The organism is Streptomyces cadmiisoli, from assembly GCF_003261055.1.
GTDB classification, from domain to species: domain Bacteria; phylum Actinomycetota; class Actinomycetes; order Streptomycetales; family Streptomycetaceae; genus Streptomyces; species Streptomyces cadmiisoli.
Genome location: NZ_CP030073.1, coordinates 5,473,701 through 5,491,001 on the forward strand (window position 1 = coordinate 5,473,701; position 17,301 = coordinate 5,491,001).

Genomic DNA, 17,301 nt, shown 5'->3' on the forward strand with positions numbered 1-17,301 from the left:
AACTGACGGGGCGGTGGACGAGGTGGCGGACCGGCTGGCAGTCGACGGCGATGAACTCGCGCGCTTCATGAGAATGCTCAACAAGTCGACGAACTCGCTCGACGGCGTGCGCAAGGCGTTGTCGGACGCGACGGTCACCGGGCTCGGCACCGACGACCTCGACGCCGCGTGCGAGGACTTCCAGGAGGACTGGAAGTACGGCTCCGAGGAAATCGGCAAACAGACGGAGGACCTCGCCGAGATCATCGGCAAGAGCAAGGACAGCTACCACGAGGTGGACGTCGCCCTGGAGCGGGCGGCTCGGCAGTCCCGGAAGAGCAGGGGCGGAGACGGGAAGTGAGCCTCACCCCGGGCGTGGAGCCCTCCCCCTACGCCGATTCCCAGGCCCGGCGCAACGGCCCCCTTCCCCAGGGCCTGAAGTCCTCCCCGCACATCCCCAACCCCGGCTACCCCCACCTGGGCTTCAACCCCGTCCCGGGCGACACGGAGACGGTGCGGACGCTCCACAAGAAGCTGTCCGGCTGCGCGAAGGTCCTCTCGGACACGCACGGCCTGGTCACCAAGCTCCTGGACGGCAGCTACTGGAAGGGTGACGCCGCCGTCGCCTTCCGCGAGCAGTTGGACGACGGTCCGCTGCCGACGAACCTCAAGAACGCGGCGCACTCCCTCCGCAAGGCGGCCAAGCAGCTGAACCACTGGGAGGGCGAACTCGACGAGTTCCAGCGCCGGGCGAAGAAGCTGGAGGAGGAGGCCAGGGACGCGCAGGACGCGGTGGACCGGGCCGAGGGCCGCGCGAGCAAGCCGGACGACGCGGACGCGGCTGAGGCGGTCGAAGAGGCCGAGGCCGAACTGGAGCGGATCCGCGGCAGGGCGAGGCGACTCGCGGAGGAACACGAGGGCCGGGCCAGGCACCGCGCCGCGAAGATCCGCGACGCGACGGAGAAGCTGGCCCCGCAGGAGCCTGGCTGGTTCGACGAGGCGCTGGACTGGCTGTGGGAGAACCTGCCGGACATCCTCAGCTTCGTGGCCGGGGTCATCGCCGTCGTGGCGATCGTGTTCGCCGGGCCGTTGGGTGTGGCGATGGTGGCGGGCCTGATGCTGGTGGCTTCGGCGGTGAGCGCGACGGCGCTGACGCTGCGGCTGAGCGACGGGGAGACATGGGCGTCGCTGATGGACGGGTTCTCGAAGGGGGAGTTCGATGCGGACTTCTGGAGCAACCTCGTCTCAGTGGGCGCCGACACGATGGGGGCGCTTCCCGGTCTGGGAGCAGTCGCGGGCGGGGCCAAGGGGCTGACGACTGCGATTCGGACCGGGAGTGAGGCCACGACGCTCGGGCAGAAGTTCGCCACTTTCGGCACCCAGACCATGGAAAGCATGCAGGGCATTGCGCGGCTGGACAACCCGATGATCGTCCGGGCCGTACGAGGTCTCGGCAATCCTGAGGCAGCGGCCAGGACCGTCGCGGCGACCTCGGGCATGGTGGGCGTCGGCACCGGCGGTTTCGGCCTCTACAACAAGGTGACCGACGCGGATGACAGCAAGTACAAGGACGGTACCGTTGCCGGGATCGACGGCACGCGACTGGTCATCGACAGCGGCGGAATCCTCAATCTTGTCCGCCATGTTTTCTGACCGCGCTCGTCTGAAGAGGTAGATCGGTGAATCCCGCTGACTGTGCGACCGCATGGGAGCACCCCCCCACTCGCCGGGCCTGGGCAGGTCACATGGCCATGAACGTGCTTGGCCTCATTGGCTGGATCGTCGGATGGTGGGCTTTGCTCTACGTCCTGATCGTGTTCCTTTCCCCGGGTTTCACTTTCCTGTTCGTGTTGCCGCTGGGCTATTGCGCCTACCGCTTCGTCGCACAGCTGGGATACTTCTTCCCGGCGATTCGAATGCGCCGGATTCTGCGCACGTATCCCTGGCGGATTGTGGAGCAGGTCCCGCACGGTCTGACGGAGCACCCCGACGTCCCTGGAAAGAAGAACGGCTGGTTCGAGTTCGCCAACCCTGCCCGCTCCGAACAACGGATCCCGCTTGTCTTCCCGACCCATTTCCGGACGGAGTGGTGGCACCGCCGGATGGCACCGCGAGCGGGGGCCCGGTTGAAACAGGAGATTGAGACCGTCTGGTTCGCAGGCGACCCGCGTCTCGTCGGGCTCATCGCGGCGCCGGCACGAAGCGGTTCTGGGCCACGTCGCCTCCACGTTCTCGAGCAATGGATGCCGGCAGGGAACGGTCGGATCCTCACGGACTGGGGCGTCACTCCGGATGACATCGAGCGCGGTCGACGCGTGGGCGTCTCGCCGGCTCCGGCTCCGTGAGTGGGAGAAAAGCCTGTGACTGCCCCCACCTTCATCCTCGACCCCTCCGTCAACGATCCCCACGCCGAGCTCTGGTTCGCTGAACCCGGGGGGTTCGTTCCCTTACCCCTCGACGCGTTGCTCCCGGAGCCCGGCTCCCCGGCTGCCGAGCGGCTGCGGCGCGCTGCCGCACCCTTCCTGGACGCGGCGCCCGACGAGGCGGCCCGGCAGCAGTTCATCGCGCAGTTCGCCTCGGGGCAGCGGATGCTGAGCGCGTTGCGTGAGGTGGGCACCGTGCACTGTTCCATCGGGCTGCACCGCGACGACGTCGGCGAACCGCGCGACGCCGGCCGCAACCGCCCCCTGCTCTCCCTGTTCACCCTCTCCTGGCGGGACGCCGCCGTCGCCCCGCGCGGTGTCACCGCCGCTCGCGCGGTCACCGGTGCAGAGGGCCACACTCACGTCGAGTACCGCGAACTTCCCTGTGGCCCCGCCACGTTCAGCGAGACGGTACGCACCCCGGCCCCGGCCGGCGGACTCCCACCGCTCCCCCTCCTCCAGGTCCACGCCCGTCTGCCCCACCCCGACTGCCGGCGCCTGGCCGTCCTCACCCTCAGCACCACGGCCGTGGCTCGGCGCGCGGAGTACCGCGCGGTGCTCCGCCGGATCGCGGAGACGGTCAGCTTCGAGAACCCCGGTGTGGACCCGCCCGGCACCGAGGCCTCCCAGGACCCCCGCCCGCCCGCCTCACCCCCCGCGCCCCCCTCACTCTCGTGATCCCGTGTGCCACACTGCCCCGCGTCGCGGATGTGAACGCGGCGGACCGGCGTCGGGGGAGTGGTTGGGGATGAGCAAGCGGCAGGTACAGAAGATGCTGGGCCTGATGGCGAGCGGTGGGCCCGTGGAGCTCACCAGCCCCATGGCCTCCGTGCGGAAACTCGCCCGGCTCGCCTTCGTCGCCCAGCAGTTCGGCTACGAGTACGCCGACGCCCGGCAGGCCGGCTCCCGCAACAACGCGCTGGTCATGCTGATCGTGCCCGACCCCAGCCCGTACGCCCGGACCCGGGCCGCGCAGAACTGGGCGCAGTACTCGAACGCCGGCGACGGCGTCTCGCTGCCGCCGCTCGTGCCGGACGCCCTCGAGTTGCTGAAGGCGCGGATCAACTTCGACCTCACCGGAAAGCACTCCGAGAAGCAGCGGGCGGCGTACGGCGGGCTGGCCGCCACCGTCGGGTGCCTGGTCCTCGGGGTGAGGCTCGGCGGCGACGACGACACCTTCGTGTTGGCCGGTGTCCTGTGGGGCGTCGCCATGGTGCTCCTCGCGCTCATGGTCGTCCTGGGCCGCAGGCGCAACGCCAAGCTCGCGGCCCGGTTGCAGGCCGCCGGGTTCGCGCCGGTCACCGACGGGTCCGGGCGGCTGCGGTACCTGCCGCCGGGAACGCAGCTTCCGGGGCAGGCCGATCCGTTCGGGCAGGCGGGTCCGTACGGCAACCATGCCGCGGGCCCGTACGGCGCCCCCGTGCCGCCGGCCACCCACGGTGTCCACCTCCCGGGCCCCTACGCCCCCGGCGCGTACACCAACCAGCCCCGACCTCCCGCCCACCCCCACCCCCACCCGCACGCTCCCCAGCCCCAGCAGGCTCCTCAGGTACCCCACCCGCCTCAGACCCCCCACCCGCACGCTCCCCAGCCCCAGCAGGCTCCCCAGCCCCAGCAGGCTCCTCAGGCACCTCACCCGCCTCAGACCCCCCACCCCCAAGCACCCCAGCAAAACCCCCATTGGCACCCTCCCCGGCCCTGACGCGCGCCGGGGCGCGGAGCCCGGACCTCTCACCCCGGCCCCGTCCGGGGTGAGAGCAAAGTTCCTTCGCGGTCACCCGGTGCCACAGGGCGGAAACGCGTCCTCCCTACCTTCGGGACTCAGCCACTCAGCGCAGTACCACCTGAGCCCCTGAGCCCCGTGGAGGCGTCATGACAGCCCCGAGCACAGCCCACACACGCCCGAGCAGGGGCGGCCGCTGGATCCAGCGCTGGGACCCGGAGGACGAGGCGTTCTGGGAGGAGACGGGGGAGCGGGTCGCCCGGCGGAACCTCCTCTTCTCCGTGCTCTCCGAGCACATCGGGTTCTCGGTCTGGACCATGTGGTCGGTGATGGTGCTGTTCATGGGCCCGGAATACGGCCTCACCCCGGCCGACAAGTTCTTCATCGTGTCGATGGCGACCCTGGTCGGCGCGGCCGTGCGGGTGCCTTACACCTTCGCCGTCGCGGTCTTCGGCGGCCGGAACTGGACGATCGTGTCCGCCTGCCTGCTGCTGCTCCCGACGGTCGCCGCGTTCGGCGTGATGGAGCCCGGGACTTCCTTCACCGCGTTCCTGCTGTGCGCGATGCTCGCCGGTATCGGCGGCGGCAACTTCGCCTCCTCCATGACCAACATCAACGCCTTCTTCCCGCTCAGGAAGAAGGGGTGGGCGCTCGGCCTCAACGCCGGCGGCGGGAACATCGGGGTGCCGGTCGTCCAGCTCGTCGGCCTGGCGGTCATCGGGGCCGGCGGCGGTCCGCGGGTGCTGCTCGGGATCTATGTGCCGCTCATCGTCGTCGCCGCGGTCCTCGCCGCGCGGTACATGGACAACCTCGCCTCCGTGAAGAACGACACCGGCGCCGCCAGGGAGGCCGTGAAGGACCCGCACACCTGGATCATGTCCTTCCTCTACATCGGCACGTTCGGCTCGTTCATCGGCTACAGCTTCGCGTTCGGGCTGGTGCTCCAGACCCAGTTCGGCCGTACGCCGCTGCAGGCCGCGTACGTCACTTTCGTGGGGCCGCTGCTGGGTTCCCTGATCCGGCCTGTGGGCGGTTCGCTCGCCGACCGGTTCGGCGGGGCGCGGATCACGCTGTGGAACTACGTGGGCATGGCGGCCGCCACCGGTGTCGTCGTCATCGCGTCGATGCGGGAGTCGCTGCCGCTGTTCACGGCCGCCTTCATCGTGCTGTTCGTGCTGAGCGGCCTCGGCAACGGGTCGACGTACAAGATGATCCCGGGCATCTTCCAGAACAAGGCGGTCGCCCTGGGGCTCACCGGGGAGGAGGCGGCGGCCCGCGGCCGGCGGCTGTCGGGGGCGTCGATGGGGCTGATCGGCGCGGTGGGCGCGCTCGGCGGGCTCGGCATCAACCTCGCCTTCCGGCAGTCCTTCCTGAGCGTGGGCTCCGGCACCGCCGCCTTCGTCGCCTTCCTGGCCTTCTACGGTCTGTGCTTCGCGCTCACCTGGGCCGTATACCTTCGCCGCCCGGCGGGCCCGGCAGCCGTCGCCCGGACCGCCACCGAGGCGAAGCCGCGGCTCAGCTATGCCGAGGTGTGACGTAACACCGGTGACATCGAGCCGAACCGAGCCTGTCACGCGGCGTTGACAGGCTCGATCGGCACGCAGGTGCGACGACTCGAGTGCGGAACGAGAGTTTATGTACGAGCAACAGAACGGACCGGATCTGCCGGCGCAGCAGACGGCGGGCCCGGCGGGACGGCGGCCCGAGCACGGGCCGCTCGCCGGGTTCACCGTGGGGGTGACGGCCGCCCGCCGGGCCGACGAGCTGGGCGCCCTGCTGCAACGGCGCGGCGCCGCCGTTCTGCACGCCCCGGCCCTGCGCATCGTGCCGCTCGCCGACGACAGCGAACTGCTCGCCGCCACCAAGGAGCTGATCGACCGGGTGCCGGACGTGGTGGTCGCCACCACCGCGATCGGCTTCCGGGGCTGGATCGAGGCCGCCGACGGGTGGGGGGTAGGGGACGCGCTCGTGGAGCGGCTGCGCGGGGTGGAGCTGCTCGCCCGCGGACCCAAGGTGAAGGGCGCCATCCGGGCCGCCGGACTGACCGAGGAGTGGTCCCCGTCCTCCGAGTCCATGGCGGAGGTGCTGGACCGGCTGCTGGACGAAGGGGTCGAGGGACGGCGGGTCGCCGTGCAACTGCACGGTGAGCCGCTGCCCGGGTTCGTGGAGTCGCTGCGCGCGGGCGGCGCCGAGGTCGTAGGTGTGCCGGTCTACCGCTGGATGCCGCCGGAGGACCTCTCGCCCGTCGACCGGCTGCTGGACGTCGCCGTCGCGCGCGGGGTGGACGCGCTCACCTTCACCAGCGCTCCGGCCGCCGCGTCCCTGCTGTCGCGGGCGGAGGAGCGGGGGCTGCTGTCCGAGCTGCTCGGCGCGCTGCACCACGATGTGCTGCCGGCCTGCGTCGGGCCGGTCACGGCGCTGCCGTTGCAGGCTCTCGGCGTCGACACCGTGCAGCCCGAACGCTTCCGGCTCGGACCGCTCGTGCAGTTGCTGTGCCAGGAGCTGCCGGGGCGGGCGCGGTCGCTGCCGATCGCCGGGCACCGGGTGGAGATCCGCGGGCACGCGGTGCTGGTGGACGGCGAGCTCCGGCCCGTACCGCCCGCCGGTATGTCGCTGCTGCGGGCGCTGTCCCGGCGGCCCGGCTGGGTGGTGGCCCGCGCCGAGCTGCTGCGGGCGCTGCCGGGCGCCGGGCGGGACGAGCACGCGGTGGAGACGGCGATGGCCCGGCTGCGTACGGCACTCGGGGCGCCGAAGCTGATCCAGACCGTCGTCAAGCGTGGCTACCGGCTCGCCCTGGACCCGGCCGCCGACACGAAGTACGCCGACATCTGAGGGCCGCGGGAGGTCCGTCGTCCCGGAGCGGGCGGTGGGAGGGGTTCCGGTCGCCGGAGCGGGCAGGCACTGTGAGAGGGAACGGTTCCTCGGTACGTCAGCCCCTCGCGGAAGACCCTAGGCGGTGACGCGCGCATGGCACTGGGTACGGCCCCGGCCCCGTACGAGCTGCGGTTCGACGCCGGACGGATCTGTCTGGATCTGCTGGCGACCACCCATCCGGTCGAACGGCTCGACACCGTCGCGGTGCTGCGCGCCTGGATCACCGGTTCGGGTCTTGTCCCACCCGGCACTCCGCTCGCGCACGCGGACGGCTCCTGGCTGGTCGCCGTCCGGGAACTGCGGGCCCACGTGGACGAGTTGGTGCGCGGCGCGTCGGCGCCGGCGCCCCGGCCGTACGACCGGGCGCTCGCCGGTGTGAACGAGTTGGCCCGCACCGCGCCGCCGGCGCCCCGTGCCCTGCGCGGTGAGGGCGGCGTGCTCGTACGGGAGTTGGCCGGGCCGCCGGAGTGCGCGGCGCTGCTCGGCGCGATCGCCCGGGACGTGGTGGAACTGCTCACCGATCCCGTCGCGCGGGCGGGCCTGCGGCAGTGCGCGGGTGACAACTGCCCCATCGTCTATCTGGACACCTCCCGCGGCCGTCGGCGCCGCTGGTGTTCGAGTGAGGTGTGCGGGAACCGCGAGCGGGTGGCCCGGCACCGGCGTCGGGCCGCGGCCCTCGCGCGCGGCTGACGGTCCCTTATGTGCGGTCTGTACTGAGGCGGTTGGGACTTTTCCGAAGTGATTTCGGCAACACCGCGTTTAGCGCCGCGTCCGCCGTCCCCGGGCGGCGGCGCCGACGTTGTGGTGGAAATGTGAAGGCCGGACGGGGGGAATGTGCGGTCATGTCCCGCTCGTCACGTCACCGGAGGGAGAACTGTGACGTCGCGTTGAACAGACCCGGGCCCTCGTCCGTACCCGGTGGTGAGCGACCGACTGGGGGATCCCCCGGACACCGGAGGTGGGCGTGCGCAAGGATGCGGCCGTGGCCAATGAACGTGGAGCGAGGGCCCGACATCGCATGTCCCAGCCCTCGGAGCCTGACGAGGAGCTGATGCGTGCGCTGTATCGAGAGCACGCCGGACCGTTGCTCGCATATGTGCTGCGCCTGGTCGCGGGAGACCGGCAGCGCGCCGAGGACGTCGTCCAGGAGACGCTCATCCGTGCCTGGAAGAACGCCGGTCAGCTCAACCGAGCGACCGGATCGGTACGCCCCTGGCTGGTGACGGTCGCACGGCGCATCGTCATCGACGGCCACCGCAGCCGGCAGGCCCGGCCGCAGGAGGTCGACCCGTCGCCGCTGGAGGTCATCCCCGCGGAGGACGAGATCGACAAGGCGCTGTGGCTGATGACGCTGTCGGACGCACTCGACGACCTGACCCCTGCGCACCGGGAGGTGCTCGTCGAGACGTACTTCAAGGGGCGTACCGTCAATGAGGCGGCAGAGACGCTGGGCATACCCAGTGGCACCGTGCGTTCACGCGTGTTCTACGCCCTGCGTTCGATGAAGCTGGCTCTGGAGGAGCGGGGGGTGACGGCGTGATGAACACCTACGGGGGATTCGGAGCAGGGGGTCCGGGTATGTCTGGCTCCATGCAGGGATCAACGGGCCCGAACGAACACGAGACCGTCGGCGCCTACGCCCTCGGCATCCTCGACGACGCCGAAGCAACCGCTTTCGAGGTCCACCTCGCCACCTGCGAATGGTGCGCCCAGCAGCTCGACGAGCTCGCCGGGATGGAGCCCATGCTGGCCGCCCTCGCCGACCTGCCGGGCACCGGCTCGCCGGTCGTCGGGGAGTCCCTGTCCGCGAAGCCCAGCCCGCGGCTGGTGGAGCGGCTGGTCGACGAGGTCGCCGAGCGCCGCGCCCAGAAGCGCCGCCGCAGCATGTACATGATCGCGGCCTCGGCCGCGCTGATCGTCGGCGGCCCGCTGGTCTCGGTGGCGGCCACCGGAGGCGAGGACCCCGCGGGCAACGTCCCGCTCAAGGCGTCCAGCCCCGCCCAGAGCGCGTTCGCGGGCATGCCCGACCGGGTCAGCGCCACCGACGCCAAGACCGAGGTCAGCGCCACCGTGGCCCTCCAGGAGAAGGCCTGGGGCACCGACGCGGTCCTGGAGCTGAAGAACGTCAAGGGCCCCGAGAAGTGCTCCCTGATCGCCGTGGGCAAGAACGGCGAGCGGGAGACGATCAGCAACTGGTCCGTCCCGAACTGGGGCTACGGCCTCCCGGACGCGACCACGGAGCAGGCCAAGAACCCGCTCTACATCCAGGGCGGCGCCGCCTTCGCCCCCAACGAGATCGACCACTTCGAGGTCATGACCTTCGACGGAGACCTCCTGGTCGAGGTCGACGCGTAAGCCGTACGGCGGGTCCCGGGACGTCGGGAACGACGGTCCCGGGGCCGACGCGTAGCCTTCGAGGCCCCCCTTCGCGTACGGTGGACGGCTGCCCAGCACGTCAGAAGGGGGCCCGGTGGCCGCTCAGGCTCAACAGGAAACCGCGCCAGGCTCGGCTCAGGACTCCGCACGCGACCGAGAGGTCGGCGTCGAACAGGAGCACCTGGACCGGGTGTACCGCCGCCTGGAGGAGAAGATCCACGAGGCGGAGTTCCTCATGCACGACGCCGCCCAGCGCGGACAGGTCGGCACGCCCGGAGCGCTCGCGGAGCGCGACGCGCAGGTCTTCCGCGCGGGTGTCCACCTGAACCGGCTGAACAACGAGTTCGAGGACTTTCTGTTCGGCCGTATCGACCTGCTGCTCGGCAAGGACGGCAAGAAGGGCCCGGACGGCGCGTACACCGCGGTCGAGCCCGCCGAGGGCGCGGTCCGCGACGACGGCACGGCCGACATCGCCGAGACCCTGCACATCGGCCGTATCGGCGTCCTGGACCAGGACTACGCCCCGCTCGTCATCGACTGGCGGGCCCCCGCCGCGGCCCCCTTCTACCGCTCCACCCCGGTCGACCCCGGCCGGGTCGTGCGCCGCCGGGTCATCCGCTCCAAGGGCCGCCGGGTGCTCGGCGTCGAGGACGATCTGATGCGCCCCGAGCTGACGGCGTTCCTCGACGGCGCCGAGCTGCCCGTGATCGGCGACGGAGCCCTGATGGCCGCGCTCGGGCAGGCCCGCGGCCACACCATGCGCGACATCGTCGCCTCCATCCAGGCCGAGCAGGACCTGGTCATCCGCGCGCCCGCCGCCTCCGTGACCTACGTCGAGGGCGGCCCCGGCACCGGCAAGACGGCGGTCGCGCTGCACCGGGCGGCGTACCTCCTCTACCAGGACCGGCGGCGCTACGCGGGCGGCATCCTGATCGTCTCGCCCACCCCGCTGCTGGTGGCGTACACCGAGGGCGTGCTGCCCTCGCTGGGCGAGGAGGGCCAGGTCGCCATCCGCGCCATCGGCTCGCTCGTCGACGGCGTCGAGGCCACCCTCTACGACTCCCCGTCCGTGGCCCGCGCCAAGGGCTCGTACCGCATGCTCAAGGTGGTGCGGAAGGCCGCGCGCGGGGCGCTGGAAGGGTCCGACGCGCCGCAGCGGCTGCGGGTCGTGGCCTTCGGCCGGCGGCTCGAACTGGAGGCCGCCGACCTGGAGCGGATCCGGCGCAACGCGCTCGGCGGCACCGCCCCCGTCAACCTGCTGCGTCCGCGCGCCCGCAAGCTGCTCCTGGACGCCCTGTGGGACCTCTCCGGCGCGGCCGGCCGGCACTCCGACCCGGAGCTGGCCGCGGAGCTGCGCTCGTCCTTCGACGAGGACGTGGCCTCGGAGGACTCGTTCATCGCGTTCCTCGACGCGTGGTGGCCGGAGCTGACCCCGCGGGCCGTGCTGGACGCCATGGCCGACGAGCGGCGGCTGGGCCGCTGGGCCCGGCGGATCCTGAACCCCGGAGAGGTGCGCCGGGTGGCCCGCTCGCTGCGGCGGGACGGCCACTCCGTGCACGACATCGCCCTGCTCGACGAGCTCCAGTCCGTCCTCGGCACCCCGGCCCGCCCCCGCAAGCGGCGCGAGCTCGATCCGCTGGACCAGCTCACCGGTCTTGAGGAGCTGATGCCGGTGCGCGAGGAGTCGCAGCGCGAGCGGGCCGAACGGCTCGCGCAGGAGCGCACCGAGTACGCGCACGTCATCGTGGACGAGGCCCAGGACCTCACGCCCATGCAGTGGCGCATGGTCGGCCGCCGCGGCCGGCACGCCACCTGGACGGTCGTCGGCGACCCGGCCCAGTCGTCCTGGTCCGACCCGGACGAGGCGGGCGCGGCCCGGGACGAGGCCCTCGGCACCCGCCCCCGCCGTCGCTTCCGCCTCACGGTCAACTACCGCAACCCGGCCGAGATCGCCGAACTCGCGTCGAAGGTGCTGGCCCTCGCCATGCCCGGCACCGAGTCCCCCTCGGCGGTGCGCTCCACCGGCGTCGAGCCGCGCTTCACCGTCGTACGGGAGTCCCTGGCGCGGACCGTGCGGGAGGAGGCGGCCCGGCTGCTCGACCGGGTCGACGGCACGGTCGGCGTGGTGGTCGCGATGAACCGGCGCGAGGAGGCACGCCGCTGGCTCGCCGGTCTGGGCGACCGGGTGGTGGCGCTGGGCAGCCTGGAGGCGAAGGGCCTGGAGTACGACGCCACGGTGGTCGTCTCGCCGGCGGAGATCGCCGACGAGTCGCCGGCCGGACTGCGGGTGCTGTACGTCGCGCTGACCCGCGCCACCCAGCAGCTGACGGTCGTCTCGGACACGCGGGACGAGCCGGACGAGGCCGGGGTGCCGGACCTGCTCAGGGACTGATCCGAATCGCCGGGGGCGGAACTCCCGGGACGGGAATGGCAGTCCGGGATCGTTTGTTAGATTGGGTGTGGCACCGGCCCGATCCAAGCCCCCGGGCCCAACCTTCGTCGCTACGAGCGACCACTTGCCGCGAGGCGAGCATGGCGGGTCGGTGTCACTGAGCAGGAAGAGGCCCACGTCACGACCGTGACGTGGGTCTCTTTTCATGCCCGAGCAATTCTCGTATCGTGGAATTAGCTTTCCGAAGCCCGCGAGCCCTGTGTGAACAAAACGTCCGCAACCCAGGGCGGCTACCACGTACTCAGGGGTAGGTGCGACGATCGGACGGCAACGCAGCGACTCGGTGAAAGCAGAGGAAGTCCGCCATGGCAACGGCGCCCAGCGTCTCCTACTCCATGACCGTCCGGCTGGAGGTGCCCGCGAGCGGAACCGCCGTCTCGCAGCTCACCACCGCCGTGGAGTCCTCCGGAGGCTCGGTGACCGGCCTCGACGTCACGGCGTCCGGGCACGAGAAGCTCCGTATCGACGTCACCATCGCGGCGACCTCCACCGGGCACGCCGACGAGATCGTCGAGAAGCTGCGCGGCATCGAGGGCGTCACCCTCGGCAAGGTCTCCGACCGTACGTTCCTGATGCACCTCGGCGGCAAGATCGAGATGCAGTCCAAGCACCCCATCCGCAACCGTGACGACCTCTCCATGGTCTACACGCCGGGTGTGGCCCGCGTCTGCATGGCGATCGCCGAGAACCCCGAGGACGCCCGCCGCCTGACCATCAAGCGCAACTCGGTTGCGGTCGTGACCGACGGCTCCGCCGTACTGGGCCTCGGCAACATCGGGCCCAAGGCCGCGCTGCCCGTCATGGAGGGCAAGGCGGCCCTCTTCAAGCGGTTCGCCGGCATCGACGCCTGGCCGATCTGCCTGGACACCCAGGACACCGACGCCATCGTCGAGATCGTCAAGGCGATCGCCCCCGGCTTCGCCGGCATCAATCTGGAGGACATCTCCGCACCCCGCTGCTTCGAGATCGAGGCCCGGCTGCGCGAGGCGCTCGACATCCCCGTCTTCCACGACGACCAGCACGGCACCGCGATCGTCGTACTGGCCGCGCTGACCAACGCACTTCGCGTGGTGGGCAAGGCGGTTGGCGAAGTGCGGGTCGTGATGTCCGGCGCCGGAGCGGCTGGTACGGCGATCCTCAAGCTGCTGCTCGCCGCGGGCGTGAAGCACGCCGTCGTGGCCGACATCCACGGTGTCGTGCACGCCGACCGCGAGGACCTGGTGGACGCCGCGCCCGACTCGCCGCTGCGCTGGATCGCCGACAACACCAACCCCGACGGCATCACCGGCACCCTCAAGGACGCCGTGCGCGGCTCCGACGTCTTCATCGGCGTGTCGGCCCCCAACGTGCTCGACGGCGACGACGTGGCCGCGATGGCCGAGGACGCGATCGTGTTCGCGCTCGCGAATCCCGACCCCGAGGTGGACCCCGCAATCGCCCGCCAGACGGCGGCAGTTGTGGCCACCGGCCGCTCCGACTTCCCCAACCAGATCAACAATGTGCTGGTCTTCCCGGGTGTCTTCCGCGGCCTGCTGGACGCCCAGTCCCGTACGGTCAACACGGAGATGATGCTCGCCGCCGCGAAGGCGCTGGCGGACGTCGTGTCCGAGGACGAGCTGAACCCGAACTACATCGTTCCGAGCGTCTTCAACGACAGGGTCGCCGGAGCGGTCGCGGGAGCGGTGCGGGACGCGGCGAAGGCCGCGGGTGCGTCGGCGACGGCCACGGCGTAGCGTCGTCGGAGGCCACGGTGTGACCGGGCCGGGCGGTCCGGCCCGGTTCGGCCCATGCTGTGCGATGGCTGTGAGGCTTGCCACGACGCGTCTGGAAACCGGCGCGTCGTGGAACCGCGGTCACCGGGACGCCATCTATGGTTGGCGGTCGGTCAGTGGCGCTTTTCGTGTGACTCCCCCGGGTGTTCTCACGACTCCTGCGGGTGCCGGATTGGCTTTCCCGCCGCAGGTGGGGGCAGGATGCGTCCCTGGGCGCGAGCGTCTGACGACGGACCCGGGTCCGCGGTCCGTCCGAGGACCCTGGCAGCATCGGCTTCGCTGTGCCCGATATGCGGCTCTGCCGCGTGGCACGCCCCAATGGCAAGATGAACACGGGAGTAACAACATGAACCGCAGTGAGCTGGTGGCCGCGCTGGCCGACCGCGCCGAGGTGACCCGCAAGGACGCCGACGCCGTTCTGGCGGCGTTCGCCGAGGTCGTTGGCGACATCGTCTCCAAGGGCGACGAGAAGGTCACCATCCCCGGCTTCCTGACCTTCGAGCGCACCCACCGTGCCGCTCGCACCGCGCGCAACCCGCAGACCGGTGACCCGATCCAGATCCCGGCCGGCTACAGCGTGAAGGTCTCCGCGGGCTCCAAGCTCAAGGAAGCCGCCAAGGGCAAGTGACCTTGACGTCCGTGCGCCGCGGGACGGCGTGCGGCCCGCAGTAACGCCCATGGGGCGGCCACCCGGCATCGGGCGGCCGCCCCATCGTCGTCCCCACCGTCAACCGGGCGTACGCCGCGACCCAGGGACCGTCAACCGGGCGTAGGCCCCGACCCCGGGTCGGTCAACCGGGCGTAGGCCCCGATACGGGGGATCGTCAGCGGGGCGCCCGCCCCGAGACCGGGAGCGTCAACCGGGCGCCCGCCCCGGAACGGGCATCGTCGACGAGAGCCCGCCCCGGGACCGTGAACCGGGCCTCCGGCCCGTCCGTCAACCCAGCGCCTTGCCCGGCAGTTCCACCTTCGCGCCGAGTTCCACGAGCTTCTCCATGCCGTGTCCGTCCGGGGGACGACCCCCGGACCCCCGGCCGCGAGGGCGTGGCGGCGCGCGGCGCCAGGAACCTAGCCCAGCGCCTTGCCCGGCAGCTCCACCTTCGCGCCCAGTTCCACGAGCTTCTCCATGAAGTTCTCGTAGCCCCGGTTGATCAGGTCGATGCCGTGGACGCGGGACGTGCCCTGGGCGGCGAGGGCGGCGATGAGGTACGAGAAGCCGCCGCGCAGGTCGGGGATGACCAGGTCGGCGCCCTGGAGGCGGGTGGGGCCGCTCACCACCGCCGAGTGGAGGAAGTTGCGCTGGCCGAAGCGGCAGTTCGAGCCGCCGAGGCACTCGCGGTAGAGCTGGATGTGGGCGCCCATCTGGTTGAGCGCGGAGGTGAAGCCGAGGCGGGACTCGTAGACCGTCTCGTGGATGATCGACAGGCCCGTGGCCTGGGTCAGGGCGACGACCAGCGGCTGCTGCCAGTCCGTCTGGAAACCGGGGTGCACGTCCGTTTCGAGCGCGATGGACTTCAACTGCCCGCCGGGGTGCCAGAAGCGGATGCCCTCGTCGTCGATCTCGAAGGCGCCGCCCACCTTCCGGTAGGTGTTGAGGAACGTCATCATCGACCGCTGCTGCGCGCCGCGGACGTAGATGTTGCCCTCGGTCGCCAGCGCCGCGGACGCCCAGGAGGCGGCTTCCAGGCGGTCGGGGAGCGCGCGGTGGGTGTAGCCGCCGAGCTGGTCCACACCGGTGATGCGGATCGTCCGGTCGGTGTCCATCGCGATGATGGCGCCCATCTTCTGCAGGACGCAGATCAGGTCCTCGATCTCCGGCTCCACGGCCGCGTTCGAGAGTTCCGTGACGCCCTCCGCGAGGACGGCGGTCAGCAGCACCTGCTCGGTCGTGCCGACGGACGGGTACGGCAGCCGGATCTTCGTACCGCGCAGCCGCTGCGGCGCCTCCAGGTACTGCCCGTCCGCCCGCTTCTCGATCCGCGCGCCGAACTGCCGCAGCACGTCGAAGTGGAAGTCGATGGGCCGGCCGCCGATGTCGCAGCCGCCGAGGCCCGGGATGAACGCGTGCCCGAGGCGGTGCAGCAGCGGACCGCAGAAGAGGATCGGGATGCGCGACGAGCCGGCGTGGGCATCGATGTCAGCGACGTTGGCGCTCTCCACCCGGGTCGGGTCGAGCACCAACTCACCCGGCTCCTCACCCGGACGCACCGACACACCGTGCAACTGGAGCAGACCGCGGACCACCCGGACGTCACGGATGTCCGGGACGTTGCGCAGTCGGCTCGGCGCACTGCCCAGCAGGGCGGCGACCATGGCCTTCGGTACGAGGTTCTTCGCACCACGGACACGGATCTCGCCCTCCAGCGGGGTTCCGCCGTGGACAAGCAGGACATCGTCGTTGACGGTCATGTATCTCGCGTTCCGATGAGTTGGGCAGGGGCCGGAGAGACAGAGTAATCGCCGCCGACCCCCCTCCCGTAAGCCCGAGGACCGCCCAGCTCTGTCATAGCTGTGTCACAACACGAACCGTTCCCAAACGGGCACATGGGGTCACTGGCACGGCCGTGCGCCGGGGTCGCTCCCGTCCGCCCCGGGCTGCGTTCACTCCAGGGGTCCCGTTGGCCCCCCACGGGGGGCCAAGATGCGGGATCATGTCTGGCATGACCGAGGTGTCCTCGCTCACAGGGCGGCTGCTCGTGGCCACGCCCGCCCTGGCCGACCCGAACTTCGACCGGGCGGTCGTGCTCCTTCTCGACCACGACGAGGAGGGCTCGCTCGGTGTCGTCCTCAACCGTCCGACGCCCGTCGGTGTGGGCGACATCCTGGAGGACTGGGCGCAGCTGACCGGCGAACCCGGCGTGGTCTTCCAGGGCGGACCGGTCTCCCTGGACTCCGCCCTCGGTGTGGCCGTCGTCCCCGGCGGCTCGGGCGGCGACGCCGCGCCGCTCGGCTGGCGGCGGGTGCACGGCGCGATCGGCCTGGTCGACCTGGAGGCCCCGCCGGAACTGATGGCCGCGGTCCTGGGCTCGTTGAGAATCTTCGCCGGATACGCGGGCTGGGGCCCCGGCCAGCTGGAGGACGAACTGGTCGAGGGCGCCTGGTACGTGGTCGAGTCCGAGCCCGGCGACGTCTCCTCCCCGTCCCCCGAACGGCTCTGGCGCGAGGTGCTGCGCCGCCAGCGCAACGAGCTGGCGATGGTGGCGACGTACCCCGACGACCCGTCGCTCAACTGATGGGTGTGGGCTTCAGTACCCTTGGCCCTATGAGCACTCTCGAGCCCGAGCGCGGGACTGGTACGGGGACACTCGTAGAGCCCACGCCGCAGACTTCCCACGGCGACGGTGACCACGAGCGCTTCGCCCATTACGTCCAGAAGGACAAGATCATGGCGAGCGCCCTGGACGGTACGCCCGTCGTGGCGCTGTGCGGCAAGGTCTGGGTGCCGGGCCGCGACCCGAAGAAGTACCCCGTGTGCCCCATGTGCAAGGAGATCTACGAATCCATGGGCGCCGGCGGTGGCGACGACAAGGGCAAGGGCAAGGGCGGCGACAAGTAGTCGTGCGGTCGGGTGGGGTCCCGACCGGCTTGTTCATCCGTGAAGGCCCCCGGGAAGCGCTTCGGTGCATCCCGGGGGTCTTCATGTCGTTTTGCCGTTGCACGGAATGCTTCAGCCGGTCACAGAGTGGTTGAGACCTCTTGTAA

General features: G+C 71.1%; 16 protein-coding genes. 15 read left to right on the forward strand and 1 reads right to left on the reverse strand.

Features of this window, described 5'->3' with window-relative positions; translation table 11 throughout:
- Positions 1-13 precede the first annotated feature (13 nt).
- From DN051_RS23845 to DN051_RS23905, 13 genes are all read left to right on the forward strand, one after another.
- The gene (locus tag DN051_RS23845; protein WP_234388967.1) at positions 14-340 is read left to right on the forward strand and encodes a hypothetical protein; all 327 of its coding nucleotides are present in this window, start codon (positions 14-16) and stop codon (positions 338-340) included.
- Entirely contained in the window at positions 337-1,632 is a 1,296-nt protein-coding gene (locus tag DN051_RS23850) for a putative T7SS-secreted protein (protein ID WP_053761661.1), read from the forward strand. Before DN051_RS23845 ends, DN051_RS23850 begins: the two co-directional genes overlap by 4 nt.
- A 92-nt stretch (positions 1,633-1,724) precedes the next feature.
- Positions 1,725-2,324 carry a hypothetical protein gene (locus DN051_RS23855; protein WP_053761662.1) on the forward strand — a complete coding sequence of 200 codons (600 nt, stop codon included), beginning with the start codon at positions 1,725-1,727 and terminating at the stop codon, positions 2,322-2,324.
- A 15-nt stretch (positions 2,325-2,339) separates the two neighbouring features.
- Complete coding sequence (locus tag DN051_RS23860; RefSeq protein WP_199314661.1) at positions 2,340-3,080, forward strand: hypothetical protein; 741 nt, start codon at positions 2,340-2,342, stop codon at positions 3,078-3,080.
- 70 nt (positions 3,081-3,150) lie between these two features.
- Positions 3,151-4,104 (forward strand): hypothetical protein, encoded by a 954-nt coding sequence (locus tag DN051_RS23865; RefSeq protein ID WP_112439466.1) that lies wholly within the window; start codon positions 3,151-3,153, stop codon positions 4,102-4,104.
- A gap of 170 nt (positions 4,105-4,274) precedes the next feature.
- Positions 4,275-5,660, forward strand: coding sequence for a nitrate/nitrite transporter (locus tag DN051_RS23870; protein ID WP_053761549.1), 1,386 nt, complete (start codon positions 4,275-4,277; stop codon positions 5,658-5,660).
- 100 nt (positions 5,661-5,760) lie between these two features.
- Positions 5,761-6,957, forward strand: a complete 1,197-nt coding sequence (locus tag DN051_RS23875) for a uroporphyrinogen-III synthase (protein WP_053761550.1) — start codon at positions 5,761-5,763, stop codon at positions 6,955-6,957.
- A 135-nt stretch (positions 6,958-7,092) separates the two neighbouring features.
- Entirely contained in the window at positions 7,093-7,689 is a 597-nt protein-coding gene (locus DN051_RS23880; protein WP_112439467.1) for a CGNR zinc finger domain-containing protein, read from the forward strand.
- A 328-nt stretch (positions 7,690-8,017) separates the two neighbouring features.
- Positions 8,018-8,539, forward strand: coding sequence for a sigma-70 family RNA polymerase sigma factor (locus tag DN051_RS23885; protein WP_010039908.1), 522 nt, complete (start codon positions 8,018-8,020; stop codon positions 8,537-8,539).
- A gap of 50 nt (positions 8,540-8,589) precedes the next feature.
- Positions 8,590-9,354, forward strand: coding sequence for an anti-sigma factor family protein (locus tag DN051_RS23890; RefSeq protein ID WP_053761608.1), 765 nt, complete (start codon positions 8,590-8,592; stop codon positions 9,352-9,354).
- 115 nt (positions 9,355-9,469) lie between these two features.
- Positions 9,470-11,767: a HelD family protein gene (locus DN051_RS23895; RefSeq protein WP_053761552.1), complete on the forward strand. Its 2,298-nt coding sequence runs from the start codon at positions 9,470-9,472 to the stop codon at positions 11,765-11,767.
- 365 nt (positions 11,768-12,132) lie between these two features.
- The gene (locus DN051_RS23900) at positions 12,133-13,560 is read left to right on the forward strand and encodes an NAD-dependent malic enzyme (RefSeq protein WP_112439468.1); all 1,428 of its coding nucleotides are present in this window, start codon (positions 12,133-12,135) and stop codon (positions 13,558-13,560) included.
- 385 nt (positions 13,561-13,945) lie between these two features.
- Positions 13,946-14,227, forward strand: coding sequence for an HU family DNA-binding protein (locus DN051_RS23905; protein ID WP_004000874.1), 282 nt, complete (start codon positions 13,946-13,948; stop codon positions 14,225-14,227).
- A gap of 440 nt (positions 14,228-14,667) precedes the next feature.
- On the opposite strand, the gene murA is transcribed toward DN051_RS23905, so the two are convergent.
- On the reverse strand, positions 14,668-16,008 hold the full coding sequence (gene murA / locus DN051_RS23910; protein ID WP_053761554.1) for a UDP-N-acetylglucosamine 1-carboxyvinyltransferase: 1,341 nt from the start codon (positions 16,006-16,008) through the stop codon (positions 14,668-14,670).
- Positions 16,009-16,259: 251 nt separating this feature from the next.
- Here murA and DN051_RS23915 point away from each other — a divergent pair, with 251 nt between their 5' ends.
- Both DN051_RS23915 and DN051_RS23920 read left to right on the forward strand, forming a co-directional pair.
- Positions 16,260-16,832 carry a YqgE/AlgH family protein gene (locus DN051_RS23915; RefSeq protein WP_053761555.1) on the forward strand — a complete coding sequence of 191 codons (573 nt, stop codon included), beginning with the start codon at positions 16,260-16,262 and terminating at the stop codon, positions 16,830-16,832.
- 29 nt (positions 16,833-16,861) lie between these two features.
- On the forward strand, positions 16,862-17,155 hold the full coding sequence (locus DN051_RS23920) for a DUF3039 domain-containing protein (protein WP_053761556.1): 294 nt from the start codon (positions 16,862-16,864) through the stop codon (positions 17,153-17,155).
- Positions 17,156-17,301: the final 146 nt, after the last annotated feature.

Excerpts from the sequence above, each read along its gene's own strand:
- DN051_RS23855 (WP_053761662.1), top strand. The coding sequence starts at position 1,725 with ATGGCCATGAACGTGCTTGGCCTCATTGGCTGGATCGTCGGATGGTGG.
- DN051_RS23865 (WP_112439466.1), top strand. The coding sequence starts at position 3,151 with ATGAGCAAGCGGCAGGTACAGAAGATGCTGGGCCTGATGGCGAGCGGT.
- DN051_RS23870 (WP_053761549.1), top strand. The coding sequence starts at position 4,275 with ATGACAGCCCCGAGCACAGCCCACACACGCCCGAGCAGGGGCGGCCGC.
- DN051_RS23875 (WP_053761550.1), top strand. The coding sequence starts at position 5,761 with ATGTACGAGCAACAGAACGGACCGGATCTGCCGGCGCAGCAGACGGCG.
- DN051_RS23880 (WP_112439467.1), top strand. The coding sequence starts at position 7,093 with ATGGCACTGGGTACGGCCCCGGCCCCGTACGAGCTGCGGTTCGACGCC.
- DN051_RS23885 (WP_010039908.1), top strand. The coding sequence starts at position 8,018 with ATGTCCCAGCCCTCGGAGCCTGACGAGGAGCTGATGCGTGCGCTGTAT.
- DN051_RS23890 (WP_053761608.1), top strand. The coding sequence starts at position 8,590 with ATGCAGGGATCAACGGGCCCGAACGAACACGAGACCGTCGGCGCCTAC.
- DN051_RS23900 (WP_112439468.1), top strand. The coding sequence starts at position 12,133 with ATGGCAACGGCGCCCAGCGTCTCCTACTCCATGACCGTCCGGCTGGAG.
- DN051_RS23905 (WP_004000874.1), top strand. The coding sequence starts at position 13,946 with ATGAACCGCAGTGAGCTGGTGGCCGCGCTGGCCGACCGCGCCGAGGTG.
- murA (WP_053761554.1), bottom strand. The coding sequence starts at position 16,008 with ATGACCGTCAACGACGATGTCCTGCTTGTCCACGGCGGAACCCCGCTG.
- DN051_RS23915 (WP_053761555.1), top strand. The coding sequence starts at position 16,260 with ATGACCGAGGTGTCCTCGCTCACAGGGCGGCTGCTCGTGGCCACGCCC.
- DN051_RS23920 (WP_053761556.1), top strand. The coding sequence starts at position 16,862 with ATGAGCACTCTCGAGCCCGAGCGCGGGACTGGTACGGGGACACTCGTA.